This is a genomic window from Nocardia sp. NPDC058176 (assembly GCF_042883805.1).
In the GTDB taxonomy this organism is placed as follows: Bacteria; Actinomycetota; Actinomycetes; order Mycobacteriales; family Mycobacteriaceae; genus Nocardia.
In genome coordinates, this window is record NZ_JBHVVA010000001.1 from 540,984 (window position 1) to 562,365 (window position 21,382).

At 69.1% G+C, this 21,382-nt stretch carries 21 protein-coding genes; 11 read left to right on the plus strand and 10 right to left on the minus strand.

The genetic code is table 11. The features are described from left to right. Positions 1-4: 4 nt before the first annotated feature. The gene (gene tal, locus ACFVVM_RS02570) at positions 5-1,141 is read right to left on the minus strand and encodes a transaldolase (protein WP_387612265.1); all 1,137 of its coding nucleotides are present in this window, start codon (positions 1,139-1,141) and stop codon (positions 5-7) included. Between the two features lie 4 nt (positions 1,142-1,145). Then, complete coding sequence (gene tkt / locus ACFVVM_RS02575; RefSeq protein ID WP_387612267.1) at positions 1,146-3,287, minus strand: transketolase; 2,142 nt, start codon at positions 3,285-3,287, stop codon at positions 1,146-1,148. 322 nt (positions 3,288-3,609) lie between these two features. On the opposite strand from tkt, the gene ACFVVM_RS02580 reads away from it, so the two are divergent. Beyond that, positions 3,610-4,602, plus strand: a complete 993-nt coding sequence (locus ACFVVM_RS02580) for a heme o synthase (RefSeq protein ID WP_387612269.1) — start codon at positions 3,610-3,612, stop codon at positions 4,600-4,602. 120 nt (positions 4,603-4,722) lie between these two features. Here the strand turns inward: ACFVVM_RS02580 and ACFVVM_RS02585 are convergent, their stop codons facing one another. Next, entirely contained in the window at positions 4,723-5,688 is a 966-nt protein-coding gene (locus tag ACFVVM_RS02585) for a quinone oxidoreductase family protein (RefSeq protein WP_387612271.1), read from the minus strand. A 76-nt stretch (positions 5,689-5,764) separates the two neighbouring features. Between ACFVVM_RS02585 and ACFVVM_RS02590 the strand changes: the two genes are divergently transcribed. Continuing rightward, positions 5,765-6,130: a hypothetical protein gene (locus tag ACFVVM_RS02590; protein WP_387612272.1), complete on the plus strand. Its 366-nt coding sequence runs from the start codon at positions 5,765-5,767 to the stop codon at positions 6,128-6,130. A gap of 116 nt (positions 6,131-6,246) precedes the next feature. Here the strand turns inward: ACFVVM_RS02590 and ACFVVM_RS02595 are convergent, their stop codons facing one another. The 6 genes from ACFVVM_RS02595 to ACFVVM_RS02620 all read right to left on the minus strand — a co-directional run bounded on the left by ACFVVM_RS02595 (position 6,247) and on the right by ACFVVM_RS02620 (position 12,876). Next, the gene (locus ACFVVM_RS02595; protein WP_387612274.1) at positions 6,247-7,221 is read right to left on the minus strand and encodes a heme A synthase; all 975 of its coding nucleotides are present in this window, start codon (positions 7,219-7,221) and stop codon (positions 6,247-6,249) included. 66 nt (positions 7,222-7,287) lie between these two features. Then, positions 7,288-8,070: an ABC transporter permease gene (locus ACFVVM_RS02600; RefSeq protein WP_387612275.1), complete on the minus strand. Its 783-nt coding sequence runs from the start codon at positions 8,068-8,070 to the stop codon at positions 7,288-7,290. Beyond that, positions 8,067-8,999, minus strand: a complete 933-nt coding sequence (locus ACFVVM_RS02605; protein WP_387612276.1) for an ABC transporter ATP-binding protein — start codon at positions 8,997-8,999, stop codon at positions 8,067-8,069. Before ACFVVM_RS02605 ends, ACFVVM_RS02600 begins: the two co-directional genes overlap by 4 nt. A 73-nt stretch (positions 9,000-9,072) precedes the next feature. Next, positions 9,073-10,791 carry a polyprenol phosphomannose-dependent alpha 1,6 mannosyltransferase MptB gene (gene mptB / locus ACFVVM_RS02610; RefSeq protein WP_387616719.1) on the minus strand — a complete coding sequence of 573 codons (1,719 nt, stop codon included), beginning with the start codon at positions 10,789-10,791 and terminating at the stop codon, positions 9,073-9,075. A gap of 117 nt (positions 10,792-10,908) precedes the next feature. Then, positions 10,909-11,919 (minus strand): rhomboid family intramembrane serine protease, encoded by a 1,011-nt coding sequence (locus ACFVVM_RS02615; RefSeq protein ID WP_387612278.1) that lies wholly within the window; start codon positions 11,917-11,919, stop codon positions 10,909-10,911. 51 nt (positions 11,920-11,970) lie between these two features. Beyond that, positions 11,971-12,876 (minus strand): hypothetical protein, encoded by a 906-nt coding sequence (locus ACFVVM_RS02620; protein ID WP_387612280.1) that lies wholly within the window; start codon positions 12,874-12,876, stop codon positions 11,971-11,973. 336 nt (positions 12,877-13,212) lie between these two features. Between ACFVVM_RS02620 and ACFVVM_RS02625 the strand changes: the two genes are divergently transcribed. The 9 genes from ACFVVM_RS02625 to ACFVVM_RS02665 all read left to right on the plus strand — a co-directional run bounded on the left by ACFVVM_RS02625 (position 13,213) and on the right by ACFVVM_RS02665 (position 20,564). Continuing rightward, positions 13,213-14,007, plus strand: a complete 795-nt coding sequence (locus tag ACFVVM_RS02625) for a helix-turn-helix transcriptional regulator (RefSeq protein WP_387612281.1) — start codon at positions 13,213-13,215, stop codon at positions 14,005-14,007. Further along, a complete protein-coding gene (gene sufB / locus ACFVVM_RS02630) occupies positions 14,004-15,440 on the plus strand; it encodes a Fe-S cluster assembly protein SufB (protein ID WP_387612283.1) in 1,437 nt (478 codons plus the stop codon). Before ACFVVM_RS02625 ends, sufB begins: the two co-directional genes overlap by 4 nt. Next, positions 15,440-16,618 carry a Fe-S cluster assembly protein SufD gene (gene sufD / locus ACFVVM_RS02635; protein WP_387612285.1) on the plus strand — a complete coding sequence of 393 codons (1,179 nt, stop codon included), beginning with the start codon at positions 15,440-15,442 and terminating at the stop codon, positions 16,616-16,618. The genes sufB and sufD overlap by 1 nt, the downstream gene beginning before the upstream one ends. A 31-nt stretch (positions 16,619-16,649) precedes the next feature. Continuing rightward, positions 16,650-17,417 carry a Fe-S cluster assembly ATPase SufC gene (sufC, locus tag ACFVVM_RS02640; RefSeq protein ID WP_387612287.1) on the plus strand — a complete coding sequence of 256 codons (768 nt, stop codon included), beginning with the start codon at positions 16,650-16,652 and terminating at the stop codon, positions 17,415-17,417. A 4-nt stretch (positions 17,418-17,421) separates the two neighbouring features. After that, a complete protein-coding gene (locus ACFVVM_RS02645; protein WP_387612289.1) occupies positions 17,422-18,684 on the plus strand; it encodes a cysteine desulfurase in 1,263 nt (420 codons plus the stop codon). 3 nt (positions 18,685-18,687) lie between these two features. Further along, positions 18,688-19,164, plus strand: a complete 477-nt coding sequence (sufU, locus tag ACFVVM_RS02650) for a Fe-S cluster assembly sulfur transfer protein SufU (protein ID WP_387612291.1) — start codon at positions 18,688-18,690, stop codon at positions 19,162-19,164. Next, positions 19,164-19,553, plus strand: a complete 390-nt coding sequence (locus tag ACFVVM_RS02655) for a metal-sulfur cluster assembly factor (RefSeq protein ID WP_387612293.1) — start codon at positions 19,164-19,166, stop codon at positions 19,551-19,553. The genes sufU and ACFVVM_RS02655 overlap by 1 nt, the downstream gene beginning before the upstream one ends. A 104-nt stretch (positions 19,554-19,657) precedes the next feature. Then, complete coding sequence (locus tag ACFVVM_RS02660) at positions 19,658-20,023, plus strand: hypothetical protein (protein WP_387612294.1); 366 nt, start codon at positions 19,658-19,660, stop codon at positions 20,021-20,023. Between the two features lie 112 nt (positions 20,024-20,135). Beyond that, positions 20,136-20,564 (plus strand): DUF4189 domain-containing protein, encoded by a 429-nt coding sequence (locus ACFVVM_RS02665; RefSeq protein ID WP_387612296.1) that lies wholly within the window; start codon positions 20,136-20,138, stop codon positions 20,562-20,564. A gap of 55 nt (positions 20,565-20,619) precedes the next feature. Here ACFVVM_RS02665 and ACFVVM_RS02670 read toward each other — a convergent pair whose 3' ends face one another. Then, a complete protein-coding gene (locus tag ACFVVM_RS02670; RefSeq protein WP_387612298.1) occupies positions 20,620-21,195 on the minus strand; it encodes a TetR/AcrR family transcriptional regulator in 576 nt (191 codons plus the stop codon). Between the last annotated feature and the right edge of the window lie 187 nt (positions 21,196-21,382).

The window sequence follows — 21,382 nt, forward strand, 5'->3', positions numbered from 1 at the left end:
CGGGTCAGTTGCCCCCCGCCGCCGCGGTACGCAGTTCGCCGGTGGTGGCCTCGAGCAGCTCGCCCCAGGAGGACTCGAACTTGTCGACGCCCTCGCGCTCGAGCAGGTCGAACACGTCGGTCAGGTCGATGCCGACGGCCTCGAGGTCGGCGAAGACCTGGGCCGCCTCGACCGCGTGGCCGCTGAGCGTGTCGCCGCGGACCTCGCCGTGATCGGCGAAGGCCTGCAGCGTCTTCTCCGGCAGGGTGTTGACCGTGTTCGTGCCGACCAGTTCGGTGACGTAGAGGGTGTCGGGGTAGTCCGGGTTCTTCACCCCGGTCGACGCCCACAGCGGCCGCTGCCGGTTGCCGCCCTGGGAGGCCAGGTGGTTGTAGGTGGAGGTGTGCGCCCCACCGTCGAACACGTCCTGGTACTCGGCGTAGGCCAGCCGGGCGTTGGCCACGCCCGCCTTGCCGCGCAGCGCGAGCGCCTCGGGGGTGCCGATCGCCTCCAGGCGCTTGTCGATCTCGGTGTCCACGCGGGAGACGAAGAACGAAGCGACGGAATGGATCCTGGCCAGATCGTGCCCGGCGACCTTGGCATTGCGCAGGCCGTCGAGGTAGGCGCCCATCACCGCGCGGTAGCGCGGCACCGAGAAGATCAGCGTCACGTTCACGCTGATGCCCTCGCCGATCACCGCGGTGATGGCGGGCAGGCCCGCCTCGGTGGCTGGGATCTTGATGAACAGGTTGGGCCGGTCGACGATCTTCCACAGCTCGACCGCCTGGGCGACGGTCTTGTCGGCGTCGAAGGCCAGGCGCGGGTCGACCTCGATCGACACGCGACCGTCCACGCCACCGCTGGCCTCGAACACCGGCGCCAGCACGTCGCAGGCGGCGCGCACGTCATCGGTGGTGATTGTGCGGATGGCCGCGTCGGCGTCGGCGCCCTGCTGGGCGAGTTCCTTCACCTGCGCGTCGTAGTCGTGTCCCTGGCTCAGTGCGGCCTGGAAGATCGACGGGTTCGTGGTGACACCGACGACGCCGCGGGTCGCGATCAGGTCGGCGAGATTGCCGGACTTGATGCGGTCGCGGGACAGATCGTCGAGCCACACCGAGACCCCCGCGGCCGAGAGCGCGGCGAGATTCTCGTTCTGTGCCATGGTTTTACCCCTTCACCTTGTCGAGCGAACGCTGCGCCGCGGCGACCACGGCATCGGCGGTGATACCGAACTCGCTGTAGAGCTTCTTGAAGTTCGCGGACGCGCCGAAGTGCTCGATCGAGACGATCTCCCCGGCGTCGCCGACGAAGCGGTACCACGGCATCGAGATACCGGCCTCCACGACCACGCGGGCGCGGACCTCGGGCGGGAACACCTCGTCGCGGTAGGACTGCTCCTGCGCGTCGAACCATTCCACACACGGCATCGAGACCACGCGGGTCGGAATGCCCTGCTCCTCCAGGGTAGTGCGCGCGGCGACCGCGAGCTGCAGCTCCGAACCGGTGCCCACCAGGATGACCTGCGGCGTTCCGGTCGAAGCCTCGGCCAGCACGTAGCCACCCTTCTTGACACCCTCGTAGCTGGTGCCCTCGAGGGTCGGCACGTCCTGCCGGGTCAGCGCCAGCGCGGACGGGCCGTCCTGGTGCGGTGCCTCGTAGGTCGGGAAGTGCGAGGTGTGCTCGTCGGAGTCGCGCTCGAGGATGGTGCGCCAGGCGTAGGTGGTCTCGTTGGCGTCGCCGGGGCGGACCACGTTGAGGCCGGGGATCGCGCGCAGCGCGGCCAGGTGCTCGATCGGCTGGTGGGTCGGGCCGTCCTCGCCCAGACCGATGGAGTCGTGGGTCCAGACGTAGATGGCGGGCACTCGCATCAGCGCGGCCAGGCGCACGGCCGGGCGCATGTAGTCGGAGAACACCAGGAAGGTGCCGCCGTAGGGGCGGGTCGGGCCGTGCAGCGCGATGCCGTTGAGTATCGAGCCCATCGCGTGCTCACGGATGCCGAAGTGCAGGGTGCGGCCGTAGGGCTGCGCCTTCCACGCGGCGGTGGAGATCGACTCCGGGCCGAAGCTCGGCTGGTTCGGCATGGTGGTGTTGTTGGACTCGGCCAGGTCGGCCGAACCGCCCCACAGCTCCGGCAGCACATCGGCGACCGCGGCCAGGAACTTGCCGGAGGCCTTGCGGGTGGCCATGCCCTTCGGGTCGGGCTCGAAGCTCGGCAGCTCCTCGGTCCAGCCCGCGGGCAGCGAACGGGTCTGCAGGCGATCGAACAGCGCCTTGTTCGACGGATGCGCGGCGGCCCAGGCGTCGAAGCCCTGCTGCCACTGCGCCTTGGCCTCGGTGCCGCGGACCTGCGCCTTGCGGGTGTGCTCGATGACGGCCGGGTCCACGTCGAAGGACTTCTCCGGGTCGAAGCCGAGCGCCTTCTTGGTCGCGGCGACCTCGTCGGGGCCGAGCGCCGCGCCGTGCGCGCCACCGGTGTTCATCTTGTTCGGGGCCGGGAAGCCGATAATGGTGCGCAGGATGATGATCGACGGCTTGTCGGTCACCGCCTTGGCGGCCTCGATGGCGGCCTCGATCGCGACGACGTCCTCGCCGCCCTCGACGACCTGCACGTGCCAGCCGTAGGCCTCGTAGCGCGCCGCCACGTCCTCGGTGAAGGCGATGTCGGTGTCGTCCTCGATGGAGATCTCGTTGTCGTCGTAGATCACCACGAGATTGCCCAGCTGCTGGGTGCCCGCGATCGAGGAGGCCTCGGCGGTGACGCCCTCCTGGAGGTCGCCATCGGAGGCGATGGTGTAGATGAAGTGGTCGAACGGGCTGGTGCCGGCGGGGGCGTCCGGATCGAACAGGCCGCGCTCGCGGCGCGCCGCCATCGCCATGCCGACCGCCGAGGCCAGGCCCTGGCCCAGCGGGCCGGTGGTGATCTCGACACCGTCGGTGTGGCGGAACTCGGGATGACCCGGGGTCAGCGAATCCCACTGGCGCAGCTGCTCGAGATCCTCGAGCTCCAGACCGAAACCGGCCAGGTAGAGCTGGATGTAGAGGGTGAGGCTGGAATGCCCACAGGACAGCACGAAGCGATCGCGCCCGACCCAGCTCGGCTGCGTCGGATCGTGGCGCATGGTGCGCTGGAAGAGGGTGTAGGCGACCGGTGCGAGGCTCATCGCGGTACCCGGGTGACCGTTGCCCGCCTTCTGCACCGCGTCCGCGGCGAGTACACGGGCCGTGTCGACGGCCTTGGTGTCCAGGTCCGTCCAGTCGCTGGGGTAGTTCCGCTGAGTGAGGGCGCGAATGTCGTCTGTGACTGACACGACCGTGGTTCTCCTGACCTAGGTTTCGTCGACGGCGATACATGGCAGCGGCGATGGTGTCGTTCGGGTCGCACGCGGCCGGGGTGCGTACCGATGTACAGGAATACCCTAGAGGTGCCGTTCCACCGGATTGGCGCGAACCCTGGCACTGAGTCTAATTCGGCTGGTGCCCGCGTGGGGCGGAGTGACCGCCCCCACCGTGGCAGGGGCCTGGCGTCGAGCGGGACCGGCGTGGGTCTACCATCCTCTGTAGTAGTGGCCGCGCCGCAGCCGCGCGCTGCTCGTTCCAATGCCGGATGCGAAGCGCGTACGAGGAGAAACAGTGCGGATCGGTCACCAGCCGGGTAGTAGCGGTGCGCACGGATCGTCGTCGACAGCGCTCGCCGACCGCCTCGCCGGGGACGGGCTCACCGCCCGGGTGGTGCGTAAGCCCCTGGCCTACATCGCGCTCACCAAGCCCCGCGTCATCGAGCTGCTGCTCGTCGCCACCATCCCCACGATGCTGTTGGCCGATCGCGGCAACGTCGACATCCGGCTCATCCTGGTCACCCTGTTCGGTGGCTGGATGGGCGCGGCCAGCGCCAACACCCTCAACTGTGTGGCCGACGCCGACATCGACAAGGTGATGAAGCGGACCGCCCGGCGCCCACTGGCCCGCGACGCCGTCCCCACCCGCAACGCGTTCATCTTCGGCGTGGTGCTCGGTGCGCTCTCCTTCGCCTGGCTGTGGTGGCAGGCCAACCTGCTCAGCGGCCTGCTCGTCGTCGCGACGATCCTGTTCTACGTCTTCGTCTACACCAAGGGCCTCAAGCGCCGGACCTCGCAGAACGTGGTCTGGGGCGGTGCCGCCGGCTGTATGCCCGCCCTCGTCGGCTGGTCCGCGGTCACCGGGAACATCGGCTGGCCCGCGATCGTGCTGTTCGCGGTGATCTTCTTCTGGACGCCGCCGCACACCTGGGCGCTGGCCATGCGCTACAAGGAGGACTACCGCGCGGCCGGTGTGCCGATGCTGCCGGTGGTGGCGACCGAGCAGGTGGTCACCAAGCAGATCGTCATCTACACCTGGCTGACCGTGCTCGCGACCCTCGCGCTGGTTCCCGCGACCGGTGTCATCTACGCCGCGGTCGCCCTGGTGGCAGGCGCCTGGTTCCTGCTGATGGCCCACCAGCTCTACGCCGGTGTCCGCCGCGGCGAATCGGTGAAGCCGCTGCGCCTGTTCCTGCAGTCGAACAACTACCTCGCCGTGGTGTTCTGCGGCCTGGCCATCGACTCGGTCCTCGGCTGGACCACCCTGGGCAGCCTCGTCGGGCTCTGACCCGTTCCCCGTTGGACGGTTGATCACCAGGCTCTCAGGCGAGGATCGGCCGAGAGGCGGCCGCCATCAGTGCCTGGTGATCAACGGTCCAGGTCGGTGTACCAGCGGTGTGGACGGGATCTACGGCAGCAGGACGATGGATCCGGTGGTGTGGCGGCCCGCCAGGTCGGCGTGCGCGCGGGCGGCGTCGGCGAGGGGATAGGTGGCGCCGATGCGGAACTCGAGGGTGCCCGTGGCGATGCCGTCGAAGATGTCGGTTGCGCGCCACAGGAATTCGGCGCGGTCGCGGGTGTAGGCGCCCAGCGACGGGCGGGTCAGCCACAGGGAACCGGCGGGGTTGAGGCGCTGCGGGTCGAACGGCGGTACCGGGCCGCTGGCCGCGCCGAACAGTGCCAGGGTGCCGCGCACGCGCAGCGACGCCAGGCTCGCCTCGAAGGTGCTCGCGCCGACACCGTCGTAGACCGCGGCGACACCGGCGCCGTCGGTGAGCGCGCGGACCTGGTCGGCCAGGTCGTCGCCGTAGCGCAGGACCTCGGACGCGCCCGCCTCACGGGACAGCTTCTCCTTGGCGTCGGTGGACACGGTGGTGATCACGCGCGCGCCCTTGGCCACGGCCAGCTGGGTGAGCAGCAGACCGACGCCACCGGCACCGGCGTGCACGAGCACCGGGTCGCCCGGTTCGGGCCGGAACACCGATTCGACCAGGTAGTGCGCGGTCATGCCCTGCAGCAGGGCGGCGGCCGCGACGGTCGGGTCCACCCCGTCGGGCACCCGCACCGCGACGGCCGCGTCGACGGCGACCTTGTTCGCGTAACTGCCCGGCGCCGACGCCCACGCCACCCGGTCGCCCACCGCGAACTCGGTGACCTCGGCACCGACCGCCGCGACGACGCCGGTCCCCTCGGAGCCGGGGATGTAGGGCGTCGCCTGCGGGTACTGGCCGGTGCGGAAATAGATATCGATGTAATTGACGCCGACACCCTGGGTCTCGACCAGCAGCTGGCCGGGCCCGATCTGCGGATCGGCCACCTCGACGTAGCGCAGGACCTCGGGACCACCGTGCTCGGAAACCTGAATCGCGTGCATGAGTGTCCTTTGTACACCCCGTGTTCGACCTCACTCGGGGGTGGACGCGGAACTACCTGCCGGTAAACTCTCGCCCATGAGTACTACCGACGCCCCCGCGGCCGTGAAGGTGCCCGCCGCGGTCGAGAAGTCCGTCGCGAAGTTCGTCGCCGAGCACGGTGGTTCGGGCACGGCGGTGCTGCAGTACATCGGCAAGCAGGGGGTGCGGATCACCCTGGTCGGTGCCGACGGCATCCTCGGTGACCGCGTGGTGGCCGACCTGGCGACCGCCAAGGCCCTCGTCGAGCGCGTCGACGGGCTCACCGAGACCGACGAGTGGGACCGCGAGCTCGGCTCGATCGTCACCCCCACCGCCAAGCACTGGGACCGGATGGCCGGCTGGGTCGCCCATCAGACCCGCTTCCCGAAGGCCCGCAACTGGAAGCTGTTCGCGGGCGCCTGACCCTCGACGACGAACAGCCCGCGATCATTCGTGATCGCGGGCTGTTGCTGTTCCTGGGCAGTGTTCGCGGGGCGGCCGACCGTGCCGAGCGCCCCGGCGACGCTGCGGTCGGGGTGTCAGTGTGCGGCGGGCTGAGACACCACCGCGGGTGCCTCGACCTTCTCCCGGGTGCGCAGCGAGGCCCACAGGGCCGCGGTCGCGGCGGTGCAGGCGGCCGCGCCACCGACATGGATCGCGACCAGCGCCGCGGGCACATCGGTGAAGTACTGGACGATCCCGACCAGCGCCTGCGCGACGACGATGCCGAGCACCACGAACAACCGCTTGCGGATCGCCGCCGACATCCCGACGGCGTAGAGGCCGAAGGCCAGACCGACGAGCAGCGCCAGATAGCCGATGAGCAGCTGCGAGTGCAGGTGCACCAGGGTGACGATCTCGACCTGCAGCCGCTCGACCGGCCGGTCGATGCTCTTGTCCCCGGCATGCGGCCCGGCCGCGGTGACCAGGGTGCCCGCGATCAGCACACCCGCGAGCGCCACGCCGCTGAGCGCGGTGAGCCAGCGCAGGGGAGCCGGGACCTGGACGGTGTCGATGCCATCGTCGGGCTCGCCGATCTTGGCGAAGAGCACCACCGCGAGCCACACCATCACCATCGAGGCGAGCAGATGCACGGCCACGGTCCACCACAGCAGTCCGGTGCGCACGGTGATGCCGCCGATGATCGCCTGCACGACGGTGCCGCCGGGCATCAGCCAGGCGTAGACGAGCACTTCCTTGCGGCGGCGCGCGCGCACGACGGCCAGCACGATCAGCGCGGCGCACAGCGTCACCACGAAGGTGAGCAGGCGGTTGCCGAATTCGACGGTCTGGTGCAGGACCGGCACCTCCGACACCCCGATCGGGGTGAAGCTGCCGGGGAAGCACTGCGGCCAGGTCGGGCAGCCGAGGCCGGAGGCGGTGACGCGCACGATGGCGCCGGTCACCGAGATTCCGGCCTGGCTGAGGATCACCGTGACGGCGATGAGCCGCTGCACCCGCAGCGAGGGGAGCGGAAGCCGGTCGACGAGTCCCAGGAAGGCGCGATACAGCACGTCACGATGGTACTGGTCGGGAATTTCCGCCCGGAACCTGGGCTACTACATGACGTCGTTGACGGGTCAGTGGAACCGGAAGAACCGGGTCGCGAGCCACCCGCACACCAGGCCCCACACCGCGAGCACCGCCACACCGAACCAGTCGATCGAGCCGGAAAGGGCCAGTTCGAGGGTGTAGGCCAGCGCGCCGGACGGGATGAGCCGGGCGAGCACCGTGAGCGCGGTGGGCAGCGTGTCGCCGACCAGCACCAGACTCGCGATACCGAGCATGACGAACCAGGCGATATTGGCCACGGCCAGCACGACCTCGGCCTTGAGCGTGCCACCGAGCAGCAGGCCCATCGCCGCGAAGGTCGCGGTGCCGAGCGCGATCGCCAGCGCGCCCAGCGCCAGCCCGCCCAGACCGGGCCGCCAGCCCAGCGCCGCGCCGATCACGCCGAGCAACACCGCCTGCAACACGACGACGATCAGCACCGCCGCGCACTTGCCCGCGATCACGCCCCACCGGGGCAGCGGGGTCGCGCCGAGGCGCTTGAGCGCGCCGTAGCGGCGATCGAAGCCCACGGCGATGGCCTGGCCGGTGAACGCGGTCGACATCACCGCGGTCATCATCACCATCGGCACGATCTTGTCGACCCGGTGGTCGCCGAGGTCGCCGAAGGGCAGCAGGGTCAGGCCGATCAGCAGCGTGATCGGGATGAACATGGTGAGCAGCAGCTGTTCGCCGTTGCGCAGCAACAGTTTCAGCTCGAGCCCGGTCTGCGCGGTGAGCATGGCCGCGCGGGAGGCGGGGCGTGGATCGGCGGTGAAGGTGCCGGGGGCGAAGCGAGGGGTGGTGTCGGTCATCCGCGCAGATCCCGTCCGGTCAGTTCGAGGAACACGTCTTCGAGGCGGCGCTGATCGATGCGGATATCGGTGGCCAGCACGTCCATCCGGGCGCACCAGGCGGTGACGGTGGCCAGCACCTGCGGGTTGATCTCACCCTCGACGAGATAGGTGCCCGGCGTGGTCTCGCGCGGACAGAAGCCTTCCGGCAGTGCCGATTTCAGCAGGGCGATGTCGAGTTTCGGTGGGGCGCAGAACCGCAGCTGGCCCGCGGCGCCGTGCGCGGTGACCTCGGCGGGAGTGCCCTGGGCGACGACCTGGCCGTGATCGATGATCACCAGCTGGTCGGCGAGCTGTTCGGCCTCGTCCATCATGTGCGTGGTGAGCACCACGCTCACCCCGTCGCGGCGCAGGGCGTCGACGAGTTCCCACACGATCAGCCGGGCCTGGGCGTCCAGACCGGCGGTCGGCTCGTCGAGGAACACGATCTCCGGCCTGCCCACCAGCGCGCAGGCCAGAGCCAGCCGCTGCTGCTGGCCACCGGAGAGGCGACGGTAGGGGGTGCGGCGATGGTCGCGCAGGCCGAGCGTGGACAGCAGCCAGTCGGGGTCGAGCGGGTTGGCCGAGTAGGCCGCGACCAGGTCGAGCATCTCGCCCGCGCGGGCACCGGGGTAGGCGCCACCGCCCTGCAGCATCACACCGATGCGCGGGCGCAACTGTTCGGAGTCGGCGATCGGGTCGAGGCCGAGGACACGCACGCTGCCCGCGTCGGGGCGCACGAAGCCCTCGCACATCTCGACGGTCGTGGTCTTACCCGCGCCGTTGGGGCCGAGCAACGCGAAGACCTGGGCCGGGTCGACCTCGAACTTCAAGCCGTCGACCGCGGTGGTCTCGCCGTAGCGCTTGACCACACCGTCGACGCAGACGGCAGGTCCTTGGCGTCTTGTCACGACGGCGCCTCGCTAGCGCTCGGCTCCGTCGCGCCAAAGGGTGCTGTGCCCATGGCTCGCTCGCTACGCTCCCTCACGACGTCACACGGTAAGCCGTGCCCTCCTGTGACCGAGCCGACACCCCCGCCTGAGCCCGCCAGGGCAAGGTGTGGCGGGTGAGCGCGAAGAACAGCGCGAAGCAGACCGCGGCGGCCAAGGCGGCGCCGATGATCTGGAAAACCTGGAACTCGGCGCCGCGTGGCATCACGAGCATCGAGACCACCGCCGAGAACGCGACGGCGGGTATGCGGAACACCGGCTGGGTGGCCCAGGCGGCCAAGGGGACGATGGCCCACAGCAGGTACCAGGGCTGGACCACCGGGAACAGCAGCACGACGGCGCCGAGCGCGACACCGAGCGCGCCGACCGGGTGCAGCCTGCCGGTGCCGGTGGCGACCAGCATGCGGACCACCACATAGGCCGCGACCACCGCCGCGATGGGCCGGGTGATGGAGAGCAGGGCGGTGGTGTGGTCGCCCAGGCCGAGCAGGACGCCACCGAATCCGGTGATGATCCCGATCACGGTCGGCAGTGACATCCAGCTGCGCACCGCACTGGCGGTGTTCAGCGTGAAGATCCAGCCGAATCCGAGTCCGCTGGCATAACTCACGAAAAGGGTTGTGGCCATGGCGATCACGCCCAGCAGGACCGCGGCTTTGAACACCGCCTTGAGGGTTCCGCCCCACCGCCAGGCCAGCGCCATGCCGACGAAGCCGAGCGCGATGATCGAGGTGAACTTGATCGAGGACGACAGCGTGATCACCACCGCGCCGCCGATGAGCAGGGCGTAGGCGCGGGCGTCGAACGGAGGCCGGTCCCGGGAGGTCAACAGGTCGGGTTTGCCGCCGTTGCCGTAGATCGCCCGCAGCGTCAGTTCCACACCGGCCAGCATCAGGCCGAGCATGAGCGCGTCGTTGTGCACGCCGCCGACCAGGTGGAACAGCACCAGCGGGTTGGCCGCGCCCAGCCACAGGGCGCTCACCGGCGCGACACCGCAGCGCACCGACAGCCGCGGTAGCGCCCACACGATGAGGGCCACGCCGGCGAGCGCGAGCAGCCGGTGCACCCACACGCCGGCGATGATGTTGTCGCCGGTCAGCTCGGCGATGCCGCGGCCGATCCACAGGAACAGCGGACCGTACGGCGCGGGGGTGTCGCGCCAGATCGTCGGCACATTGTTGGTGAGGACGTTGTCGATCCCGAGGCCGGCGACCGGACCCTCGTCGTAAGGGTCGATCCCGCGCGCGGCGATCTCGCTCTGGGCCAGGTAGGAGTAGACGTCGTTGCTGAACATCGGCGGGGCCACCGAGAGCGGGATGATCCACAGCAGCAGCGTGCGGTCCAGCTGCGAGCGGGTGAGCCGGTGCAGCGGGGAGCCGGCCAGGCCACCGATGGCGAAGCGGCCGAGCAGCAGCCACGCGCCGATCACCAGGACGGTCCCGAACATGCACATCGCCAGCGAGCCGGTGTGCGCTCGCGCGAAGATGCCGAACACGCGCATCCCGGACACCGGGTTCTGGTGCACGGGTTGGGCGCCGATGCCCAGCGCCGCGATGGCCATGAGGACCGCGCCGGTGGCGCCCATCAGGCGAATGCGGTCGAGTTGGGCCCGTTCGCGCTTGTCGAGTCCGGGGACCTCGCTCTCGTCGCGGTGCAGCACCGCGACGGTGTGATCGGGCGCGGGGACGTCGAGCCCGAGAACCCGCCGTCCGAACGCCGATGTCTTGCGCGCCGCGCCCTCCAGTACCGCCACGAACACGGAGCCTAGTGTGCGCGCCCGCGATCGCCGCCCTGCCGGTCGGGCGCATCGGGGTGACCTGGGGAGACAGCTCCCGCGCCACCACCGCGGCATCACCGTGCCGCGTGCGCGCTACCGCTGTGTCGCGACCTCGGCGGTGGTGGCGGGGGCACCGATCATGATGACCGGCGGTTGGGAGCGCAGGTAGACCGTCGCCGCGACGATCACGGCCAGGCAGGCCACCGTGACCGCGCCGAGCGCCGCCCAGCCGATGCGCTGGGCCGCCTCCTGCGAGCGTGCCGACAGCCAGGCGGGCGCGAACAGGATGCCGAGGGCGCTGAGCGTGCCGGCGGCGAGGCCGCCGAGGTGGCCCCACAGCGAGATGCCGGGCAGCGAGAAGCTGATCAGCACGTTGATGCCGATCACGACGAGCATCGGCGTCGGGCTCTGCCGCAACCGGATCAGGGTCACCGTGACCGCGCCGAACAAGCCGTAGACCGCACCGGAGGCACCGGCCGTCGCGGTGATCGGATCGGAGAGCGCCATCACCGCGGCCGAACCGCCGAGCAGCGAGATCAGGTACACAAGGCCGTAGCGGACCCGGCCGAGCACCCGCTCGAGATCACGCCCGACGATGTAGAGCGCGAACATGTTGACCAGCAGGTGAATCGCGCCGTAGTGCAGGAACCCGGAGCCGATCAGCCGCAGGAACTCCCCATCGGCCACGATCCGCGGCACCAGCACGAACTCCCGGAACAGCGCCGACCCGCGATAGTTGTTCATCGGGTCGCCCGCCTGCGCAGCGGTGATCACGTAGACCAGCACATTGACCGCGATCAACCCGTAGGTCACATACGGAACGGCGCCACCGTCGGCCCGGGCTCCACCCACGGTCCGAACCGGCCGCACATCCCGCTGCCCCTGCCGCACACAATCCACGCAGTGCTGCCCCACCGCCGCGGGCCGCAGGCACTCCGGGCACGCGGACCTCCCGCACCGAGTGCAGGCAAGTCCGGTAGGGCGATCAGGATGACGGACACACGTCGGTGTGGGCGGGTTCGACACCCTCCCATCGTGCCACGCCCCCACCCACCCGCCCCGCCAGACAAAGGACGCTCGATCACCACGCTCTGGTGGCGGCATCGCCCGAGAGACCACCGCCACCAGAGCGTGGTGATCAACGGTCCAGGTGGGTCAGCGTTGGAAGTGGTCGAGGAGGGCGTTCATGATGCGGTGGGAAGTTGGGGTGTCGCCGCCGACGAGGACGGCGGGGACGAGCGGGCCGTCGTCGCCGGTGCCGAAAACCGGGCCGAGCTGGCCCTTCATCAGCGCGGGGCCATCGGGAAGGATGTATCGGCCGCGGTCGTCCCGCCGTCCCTCGGCGAAGCCGGCCTCGGTGAAGTAGTCGAAGAGGAAGCCGCCCGCAGTGCCGTCCAGGGTGAACGAGCAGGCGCCGAGTTGCTGCTGGTCGGCTTCGATGGTCGCGCCGAGGGACGCCGGGACCGCGCACGGATCGACCCCGGTGAGGATGCTGCGGGGGAGGCCGGGGGTGGTGCCGTGCGGGGGCTGTTCGACCCAGCGGCTCATCGCGGCCCGCGCCAGGCGCTCGGCGGCCGGGCACGGATCGCTGCCCGCCGGCAGGTAGAGGCTCACCTGATACCCGACCGACGCCGGGTACTTCACATCGACGCGGCACCAGCGCTCGCCATCGGGCGCCGTGCCGTCACTCCTGCTGTCGTCGACCGTGGTGAGCGTCGCGCCGTCGACCGTGACGGACTCGCTCGCGTCGGGGACGATGCCCCAGGTGCCGTCGAAGATCCCGGCGACGACAAGGAGTCTGAAGCTGCCCTGACCGGCCGGTGTCTCCAGCTTCACCTCGCAGCCTTCGGTCCGGCGCAGCTGGTCGGGCCCCGGCGTTCCCAGTTCGGCGAGTTCGGCACGTGGCAGCAAGGCGCACGCCTCGACGCTTCTGGCCTGGGTCAACACCTCGAACACCTGCTCGTCGGTCGTCGCCTCGACGGTCCAATAGGGTGCGGGTTCCGGTGACCCGCACCCGATGACGGTGACGAGCAGTGCGGCGGCGAGCAGCAGTCGGCGCATGATGTTTCCCCCTCCGGGCCGGTCGAGCACACGGCCGGGCAGAATTTATCGCACCTGGCGGTGGTCCGCCGTGCCGTGTATTCGGGCGAGTGGGCGCGGGCTTCCGGCGTCGGCGGTCGGGGCCCAGGCGAGCGCGGTGGTGTTCGGACGGTCGTCTTTCGTGTGCGATGAGTCACCTCGAGGCGGGGGTTGGGTGGGTTGGCGGGGGCTGCACCTGGGGTTTTGGTGGGGGTGACGGCAGGGGAACGATCTTTGTCGCAGGTCAGGGCACCCTTTGTCAGGCGACCCTTATTAGATTTAAGGAAGTAATTCCGCCACACTGGTGTTGTGAAAACCGTGGGTTTGCGGACAGACGTGGAAGGGACCGGTCGTAAGACGACCGGTGCTCGGTCGTCCGCCGCGCCCGTCGCGACCGCGCACGAGGGGCAGACCAGGGCGGCGATCGTCCAGTTGCTGCTCGAGCAGGGGCCGATCACCGCGACGGCGATCGGGACCGCGCTCGGGCTCGCGCCCGCCGGGGTGCGCAGGCATCTCGACGCGCTCATCGACGCCGGTCAGGCCAGGGCCGGTCGGTCCGCGCCGTGGCAGCAGAAGGGGCGCGGCAGGCCGGCCAAGCAATACCAGCTCACCGCGGCGGGGCGTGGCCATCTCGGGCACGCCTACGACGATCTGGCCGGCGCGGCGATCCGCCAGCTCGGCGAGATCGGCGGTGACGAGGCGATCGCGGAGTTCGCGCGCAAGCGGGCGAATACGATCGTCGCCGGAATCGCCCCGGTCGCCGAGCACACCGCGCCGCTGATCGAGGCCAAGGCCGAGGAGATCGCGGGCGCGTTCACCGACGCCGGATTCGCCGCGACCACCCGACAGGTCGGCGCGGGCGTACAGATCTGCCAGCACCACTGCCCGGTCGCGCACGTGGCCGAGGAGTTCCCGCAGTTGTGCGACGCCGAACTGGACGCGTTCCGGGACCTGCTCGGAACCCACGTTCAGCGACTTGCGACCATCGCCAACGGCGATTGCGCCTGCACCACCCACGTACCGCTCGTCGCACTGCCGAAGACAGCTTCCACCCCATCCGCCGCACAGCCCGCGGCGGGACGAACGAACGACTCCGGAAGGAGTGCCGAATGACGACGACCACCGACCAGGTACAGCCTTTGACCCAGGACGAGACCATCGCCTCGCTGGGCAACTACGGCTACGGCTGGTCCGATTCGGATGTGGCCGGTGCCAGCGCGCAACGCGGCCTGTCGGAGGCTGTCGTCCGCGACATCTCGGCCAAGAAGAGCGAGCCGGACTGGATGCTCGACATCCGCCTCAAGGCGCTGCGCATCTTCGACCGCAAGCCCATGCCCAACTGGGGTTCCAACCTCGACGGCATCGACTTCGACAACATCAAGTACTTCGTGCGTTCGTCGGAGAAGCAGGCCGAGAGCTGGGAAGACCTGCCCGAGGACATCAAGAACACCTACGACAAGCTCGGCATCCCCGAGGCGGAGAAGCAGCGCCTGGTCTCCGGTGTCGCCGCGCAGTACGAGTCGGAGGTCGTCTACCACTCCATCCGCGAGGATCTGGAGAAGCAGGGCGTCATCTTCCTCGACACCGACACCGCGCTCAAGGAGCACCCGGAGATCTTCCAGGAGTACTTCGGCTCGGTGATCCCCGCGGGCGACAACAAGTTCTCCGCGCTCAACACCGCCGTGTGGTCGGGTGGCTCGTTCATCTACGTGCCGCCGGGCGTGCACGTCGACATCCCGCTGCAGGCCTACTTCCGGATCAACACCGAGAACATGGGCCAGTTCGAGCGGACGCTGATCATCGTCGACGAGGACGCCTACGTCCACTACGTCGAGGGTTGTACAGCCCCCATCTACAAGTCCGACTCGCTGCACTCCGCGGTCGTCGAGATCATCGTGAAGAAGGGCGGCCGCTGCCGCTACACGACCATCCAGAACTGGTCCAACAACGTCTACAACCTGGTCACCAAGCGGGCCAAGGCCGAGGCGGGCGCCACCATGGAGTGGGTCGACGGCAACATCGGCTCCAAGGTCACCATGAAGTACCCGGCGGTCTGGATGACCGGCGAGCACGCGCACGGCGAGGTCCTCTCGGTGGCGTTCGCGGGCGTCGGCCAGCACCAGGACACCGGCGCGAAGATGCTGCACCTGGCCCCGCACACCTCCTCGACCATCGTGTCGAAGTCGGTGGCGCGTGGTGGCGGGCGCGCGTCCTACCGCGGTCTGGTCCAGATCAACAAGGGCGCGCACGGCTCGAAGTCGACGGTGAAGTGCGACGCGCTGCTGGTCGACACGATCAGCCGCTCCGACACCTACCCCTACGTCGACATCCGCGAGGACGACGTGACCATGGGTCACGAGGCGACCGTCTCGAAGGTCTCCGAGGACCAGCTGTTCTATCTGATGAGCCGCGGCCTCACCGAGGACGAGGCGATGGCGATGGTGGTGCGCGGCTTCGTGGAGCCGATCGCCAAGGAGTTGCCGATGGAATACGCGCTGGAACTGAACCGGCTCATCGAGCTGCAGATGGAAGGGGCCGTGGGCTGATGTCGACGCTCGAGACGCCGATTCAGAACCCGGGCGCCGGCGCCGCGGTCAACAAGGGCGAGGTCTTCACCTCGTTCGACGTCGACCAGTTCGAGGTCCCGTCGGGCCGTGACGAGGCGTGGCGGTTCACCCCGCTGCGCCGCCTGCGCGGGCTGCACGACGGCACCGCCGTGCGCGACGGTGAGGCCACCGTCGAGGTGAGCGAGGTCGCCGGAGTCACCGTGGAAACGGTCGACCGCACCGACACTCGCCTCGGCCAGGCCGGTACCCCCGCCGATCGTGTTGCCGCTCAGGCCTATTCGGGCTTCGAGTCGGCGACCGTGATCACCGTGGGTCCCGAGACCGAGGTCTCGGACCCGGTCACCGTGACCATCACCGGTCCGGGCGAGGGCAAGACCGCCTACGGGCACCTGCAGATCCGCCTGGACAACTTCGCCGTCGCCACCGTGGTCATCGACCAGCGCGGCAGCGGAACCTACGCCGAGAACGTCGAATTCGTGCTCGGGGACAGCGCCAAGCTCACCGTCGTCGCGGTCCAGGAATGGGCCGAGGACGCCGTGCACGTGACCGCGCATCACCTGAAGCTGGGTCGCGACGCGAACCTGCGTCACGTGTCGGCCACCCTCGGTGGCGATCTGGTGCGCCTCACCGGCACCGTGCGCTACGCCGGCCCCGGCGGCGAGGCCGAGCTGTTCGGCCTGTACTTCGCCGATGCCGGTCAGCACTTCGAGCAGCGGCTGCTGGTCGATCACGCCGAGCCCAACTGCAAGTCCAATGTGCTGTACAAGGGTGCGCTGCAGGGTGACCCGAAGTCGCCGAAGGGCGATGCCCGCACGGTGTGGGTCGGTGACGTGCTGATCCGCGCCGCCGCCGAGGGCACCGACACCTACGAGGCGAACCGCAACCTGGTGCTCACCGACGGCGCGCGCGCCGACTCGGTGCCGAACCTGGAGATCGAGACCGGCGAGATCGCCGGTGCCGGACACGCCAGTGCCACCGGCCGTTTCGACGACGAGCAGCTGTTCTACCTGCGCGCTCGCGGCATTCCCGAGGACGTCGCCCGCCGCCTGGTCGTGCGCGGCTTCTTCTTCGAGATCATCCAGAAGATCGCGGTCCCCGAGGTCCGGGAGCGGCTCGAGGCGGCCATCGAGGCCGAGCTCGCCACTGTCGGCATCTGACACCTACTTCACAAAAAAGGATTCGAATTCGATGACCACCTTGGAAATCAAGGACCTGCACGCCGAGATCACCACTCCCGAGGGTGAGGCCAAGCAGATCCTCAACGGCGTGAACCTGACCGTGCGCTCGGGCGAGACGCACGCCATCATGGGCCCCAACGGTTCGGGCAAGTCCACGCTGTCCTACGTGATCGCGGGTCACCCGAAGTACACCGTCACCCAGGGCACCATCACCCTCGACGGCGAGGATGTCCTCGAGATGTCGGTCGACGAGCGCGCCCGCGCGGGCCTGTTCCTGGCCATGCAGTACCCGGTCGAGGTGCCCGGCGTCTCGATGTCGAACTTCCTGCGCACCGCGGCCACGGCCGTGCGCGGCGAGGCCCCGAAGCTGCGCACCTGGGTCAAGGAGGTGAAGGAGTCGATGAAGGAGCTCGACATCGACTCGGCCTTCGCCGACCGCAGCGTGAACGAGGGCTTCTCCGGTGGCGAGAAGAAGCGTCACGAGGTGCTGCAGCTGGGCCTGCTCAAGCCCAAGATCGCGATCCTGGACGAGACCGACTCGGGCCTGGACGTCGACGCGCTGCGCATCGTCTCCGACGGCGTGAACCGCTACAAGGAGCGCGAGGACGGCGGCGTGCTGCTGATCACGCACTACACCCGCATCCTGCGCTACATCAAGCCCGACTTCGTGCACGTGTTCATCAACGGCAAGATCGTCGCCGAGGGTGGGTCCGAGCTGGCCGAGGAGCTCGACGCGAACGGCTACGTGCGCTTCACGTCCGCGACCGCCGGAGCCTGATCGCATGACCGCCGTGTCCGTTTCGGGCTCCGCCCTCGATGTCGCCCGGATCCGGGCCGACTTCCCGATCCTGAACCGCACGGTCCGGGACGGGAAACCGTTGGTGTACCTGGATTCCGGTGCGACCTCGCAGCGTCCGCTGCAGGTGCTCGACGCCGAGCGCGACTTCCTGCTCACCCGTAACTCGGCGGTGCACCGTGGCGCGCACCAGCTGGCCGAGGAGGCGACCGACTCCTACGAGGACGCCCGCGTCGCCATCGCGCGCTTCGTCGGTGCCGATGCCGGGGAGATCGTGTTCACCAAGAACGCGACCGAGTCGCTGAACCTGGTGGCCAACGCCTTCGGGGACGACCGGTTCCCGTACAAGGTGGGCCCGGGCGACGAGATCGTGATCACCGAGCTCGAGCACCACGCGAATCTCGTGCCGTGGCAGGAACTCGCGCGTCGCACCGGTGCCACGCTCAAGTGGTACGGGATCACCGACGACGGCCGGATCGATCTGGATTCGCTCGAACTGTCGCCCGCGACAAAGGTTCTCGCGTTCACGCACCAGTCGAATGTCACCGGTGCGGTGGCGCCGCTGGCCGAATTGGTCCGCCGGGCAAAGGAAGTCGGCGCGCTGGTCGTGCTCGACGCCTGCCAGTCGGTGCCGCACATGGCGGTGGACTTCCGTGCGCTCGGCGTCGACTTCGCCGCGTTCTCCGGGCACAAGATGCTGGGCCCGATGGGTGTGGGCGGACTCTACGGGCGGCGCGCGCTGCTCGAGGAAACCCCGCCGTTCATCACCGGCGGCTCGATGATCGAGACCGTCACGATGGAGCAGACCACCTACGCGCCGCCGCCGCAGCGCTTCGAGGCGGGCACGCCGATGACCTCGCAGGTCGTCGGGCTGGCCGCCGCGGTGCGCTATCTCGACGATCTCGGCATGGACGCGATCGCCGCCCACGAGCACGCGCTGACCGGCGCGGCGCTCGACGGACTCGGCGCGATCGACGGCGTGCGGATCATCGGCCCGACCGAGAACGTGGACCGCGGTGGCGCGGTGTCGTTCGTGGTCGACGGGATCCACGCCCACGACGTGGGTCAGATCCTCGACGACCAGGGTGTGGCCATCCGGGTCGGGCACCACTGCGCCTGGCCGCTGCACCGCAAGTTCGGTGTCGCGGCGACCGCGCGCGCGTCGTTCGCCGTGTACAACACCCTCGACGAGGTGGACGCGCTGGTGCAGGCCGTGCGGAAGGCTCAGAGCTTCTTCGGAGTTGCATAGAACATGCGCATGGAGCAGATGTACCAGGAAGTGATCCTGGACCACTACAAGCACCCGCACCACCGCGGGCTGCGGGAACCGTTCGGTGCCCAGGTGCACCACGTGAACCCCACCTGCGGTGACGAGGTGACCCTGCGCGTGCACATCGACGACGCGGGCGAGGTCGCCGACGTCTCCTACGACGGTCAGGGCTGCTCGATCAGCCAGGCCGCCACCTCGATCCTCACCGATCAGGTGATCGGCCTGCCGGTGCAGCAGGCGCTGAAGGTGGTCGACTCCTATAGCGAGATGATCTCCAGCCGTGGCACCGTGGAGGGTGACGAGGACGTGATCGGCGACGGCATCGCGCTCGCCGGTGTCGCCAAGTACCCGGCGCGCGTGAAGTGCGCGCTGCTGGGCTGGATGGCGTTCAAGGACGCTGTCGTGCAGATCGCCTCGGCCGAGGACGCCAAGCCCGCCATGGGAAATGGAGAAGCGTGATGAGTGAGACCCAGGCTCCCGAAGCCACCGAAACCGCCGCGCCCGCTCCCGAAGTGGAGCTCACGGCCGAACAGATCAAACACCTCGAAGACCTCGAGGAGGCCATGCGCGATGTCGTCGACCCCGAACTGGGCATCAATGTCGTCGACCTCGGCCTGGTCTACGGCATGTCGGTGAACGACGACAACGTCTGCCGCCTCGACATGACGCTCACCTCGGCGGCCTGTCCGCTGACCGACGTCATCGAGGACCAGTCCCGCAACGCCCTGGTGCGCAGCGGCCTGGTCGAGGACCTCGAGATCAACTGGGTCTGGATGCCCCCGTGGGGCCCGGACAAGATCACCGACGACGGCCGCGAACAGCTGCGCGCCCTCGGCTTCACCGTCTAGGATCACCACACCCGCAGGCCCGGATCCCGCTGGATCCGGGCCTGCGGTGTTTTTCGCGGGTGTGGCGGTCGACGCGGTGGCCGTGCGTCGCGGATCATGGGGGCATGGTGGAGGCGGGTACCGCGGATCGGATGAAGCACGCGGTGGTCGGTGGGCTGTCCGCGATCGTGCTGGCGCCCGTCGCCGCGGCGGTCATCGCCATCGTGTACCGGTTCCCGGTGCCGCTCGTCGGCTACACCAGCGGTTTCGGGGGAGCGCTGACCGCCGCCGCCGGGAGTCTGTTCTATCTGGTGCTCGGTGGGGCGGTGCTCGTCGGCGCGATCGGTGGGGCGGGTGGACTGCTGGTGGCGGGGCCCCGGCGGCCCGCCACCCCGCGCACCTACACGATCGCCGTCCTGGTCGGTCTCGGCGTCGCGTTCCTCGGCGCGCTCGCGCTGGCACTGCTGGAGTATCTCGTCGGCCCGTGGTGATGCGGCCACGGAGGCTGTGTGATCCGGTCCGCCCGTTTTGGCTGTTTCGAAGGCATCGATAATGATCTTGGTGGCTGCGGAATCGTGGCCATTCTCAGAGGAGATCGTTCGAATGAGTGTCAAGACCAAGGTCGGCTTCGCAGTCGCGGCAGCGGGTCTCGCGGCAGCGTCGGTGTTCGGTGCCGGATCGGCGAACGCGGCGAGCCTGCACGCGGCGATCGCGTTCAGCGACGAGGCGTGGATCTACGAGTACAGCGTGAACGAGCCGAGCGCGCGGGCCGCCGAGGACGTCGCCCTGGCCAACTGCGACGAGGCCGACTGCCACATCTGGGCCGCCTGGTCCGACGGCTGCGGCGTGATCGTCGGCGCCGAGGACGGCTCGATCGCGGTCGGCACCGGTGCCACCAGGTCCGAGGCCGAGAACGCGGCCTACCTGAGCCTGTCGGAGCTGAGCCCGCTCGCGGTCCTGGCGACCACCGGTTCGGCGAACCTGGCGGGCACCGAGGTCATCGACGTGGTCTGCACCGCGAACGCCGGCTGACGCAGGACCTGACGCACGGGCCCGGATCCTCGGAGGATCCGGGCCCGTGCCGTGTTCACCGGACCTGTTCGGCGGCACCCTGATTCGCGCCCTCCTGGATCACCGCGGTGATCCAGGAACCGATCATGTCGGCGGTCTTGGCGATGACCACATCCCGGTCGAGGCCCTGCTCCTCCATCTCCACCGAGCGCAACGCGGTGGCGAACCCGGTGTTGAGGAAGATGAAGGCCATGGTGTCGAAATCGATGCCGTTGGTGGGACCGAGGATCTGGATCAGGTAGAGCTTGATGATCATGCGCAGCCGGGGCTCGAACTCGGGGATCCCGCTGCCGTAGAACTGCAGATCGGCCACCAGCGCGCGCACCAGCGGTCCGTTGGCGACGAGGACCTCGACCGCGATGTGGATGACCTCGGCGACGGCATCGCGCGGGGTCTTGTCCACCGCCACCGTGAGCAGCTTGGCGTATCGCTCCTCCACCTGCAGGAACAGGCTGTCGGTGAGCTCCTTGACGATCTCGTCGCGGTCGGTGAAATACCGGTACAGGGTGCCGATGCTCATCCCCGCCTCGGCGGCGATGCGGTTGGTCGAGGTGTTGCTGATGCCGCGGGTGCCGAAAAGCTGAGCGGACACCGTCAGAATGCGTGTCCTTGTCTCCCTCGCTCGATCCTGTTTGGGGCGTTTGCGCTGCTTATCGGCTTGCGGTGGCATCTGTGGACCTCGTCGGAAAGAGGAGTAGAAGGTGAGTACTCACTCACCCTAGAGTCATGATCACGAAGAAACCGGAGTGTAGGCCATCACAGCGGCCCCTCGCTCCGGA

Excerpts from the sequence above, each read along its gene's own strand:
- tal (WP_387612265.1), bottom strand. The coding sequence starts at position 1,141 with ATGGCACAGAACGAGAATCTCGCCGCGCTCTCGGCCGCGGGGGTCTCG.
- ACFVVM_RS02585 (WP_387612271.1), bottom strand. The coding sequence starts at position 5,688 with ATGCACGCGATTCAGGTTTCCGAGCACGGTGGTCCCGAGGTCCTGCGC.
- ACFVVM_RS02590 (WP_387612272.1), top strand. The coding sequence starts at position 5,765 with ATGAGTACTACCGACGCCCCCGCGGCCGTGAAGGTGCCCGCCGCGGTC.
- ACFVVM_RS02600 (WP_387612275.1), bottom strand. The coding sequence starts at position 8,070 with ATGACCGACACCACCCCTCGCTTCGCCCCCGGCACCTTCACCGCCGAT.
- ACFVVM_RS02615 (WP_387612278.1), bottom strand. The coding sequence starts at position 11,919 with ATGCCGCCACCAGAGCGTGGTGATCGAGCGTCCTTTGTCTGGCGGGGC.
- ACFVVM_RS02620 (WP_387612280.1), bottom strand. The coding sequence starts at position 12,876 with ATGCGCCGACTGCTGCTCGCCGCCGCACTGCTCGTCACCGTCATCGGG.
- sufB (WP_387612283.1), top strand. The coding sequence starts at position 14,004 with ATGACGACGACCACCGACCAGGTACAGCCTTTGACCCAGGACGAGACC.
- sufD (WP_387612285.1), top strand. The coding sequence starts at position 15,440 with ATGTCGACGCTCGAGACGCCGATTCAGAACCCGGGCGCCGGCGCCGCG.
- sufC (WP_387612287.1), top strand. The coding sequence starts at position 16,650 with ATGACCACCTTGGAAATCAAGGACCTGCACGCCGAGATCACCACTCCC.
- ACFVVM_RS02645 (WP_387612289.1), top strand. The coding sequence starts at position 17,422 with ATGACCGCCGTGTCCGTTTCGGGCTCCGCCCTCGATGTCGCCCGGATC.
- sufU (WP_387612291.1), top strand. The coding sequence starts at position 18,688 with ATGCGCATGGAGCAGATGTACCAGGAAGTGATCCTGGACCACTACAAG.
- ACFVVM_RS02655 (WP_387612293.1), top strand. The coding sequence starts at position 19,164 with ATGAGTGAGACCCAGGCTCCCGAAGCCACCGAAACCGCCGCGCCCGCT.
- ACFVVM_RS02660 (WP_387612294.1), top strand. The coding sequence starts at position 19,658 with ATGGTGGAGGCGGGTACCGCGGATCGGATGAAGCACGCGGTGGTCGGT.
- ACFVVM_RS02665 (WP_387612296.1), top strand. The coding sequence starts at position 20,136 with ATGAGTGTCAAGACCAAGGTCGGCTTCGCAGTCGCGGCAGCGGGTCTC.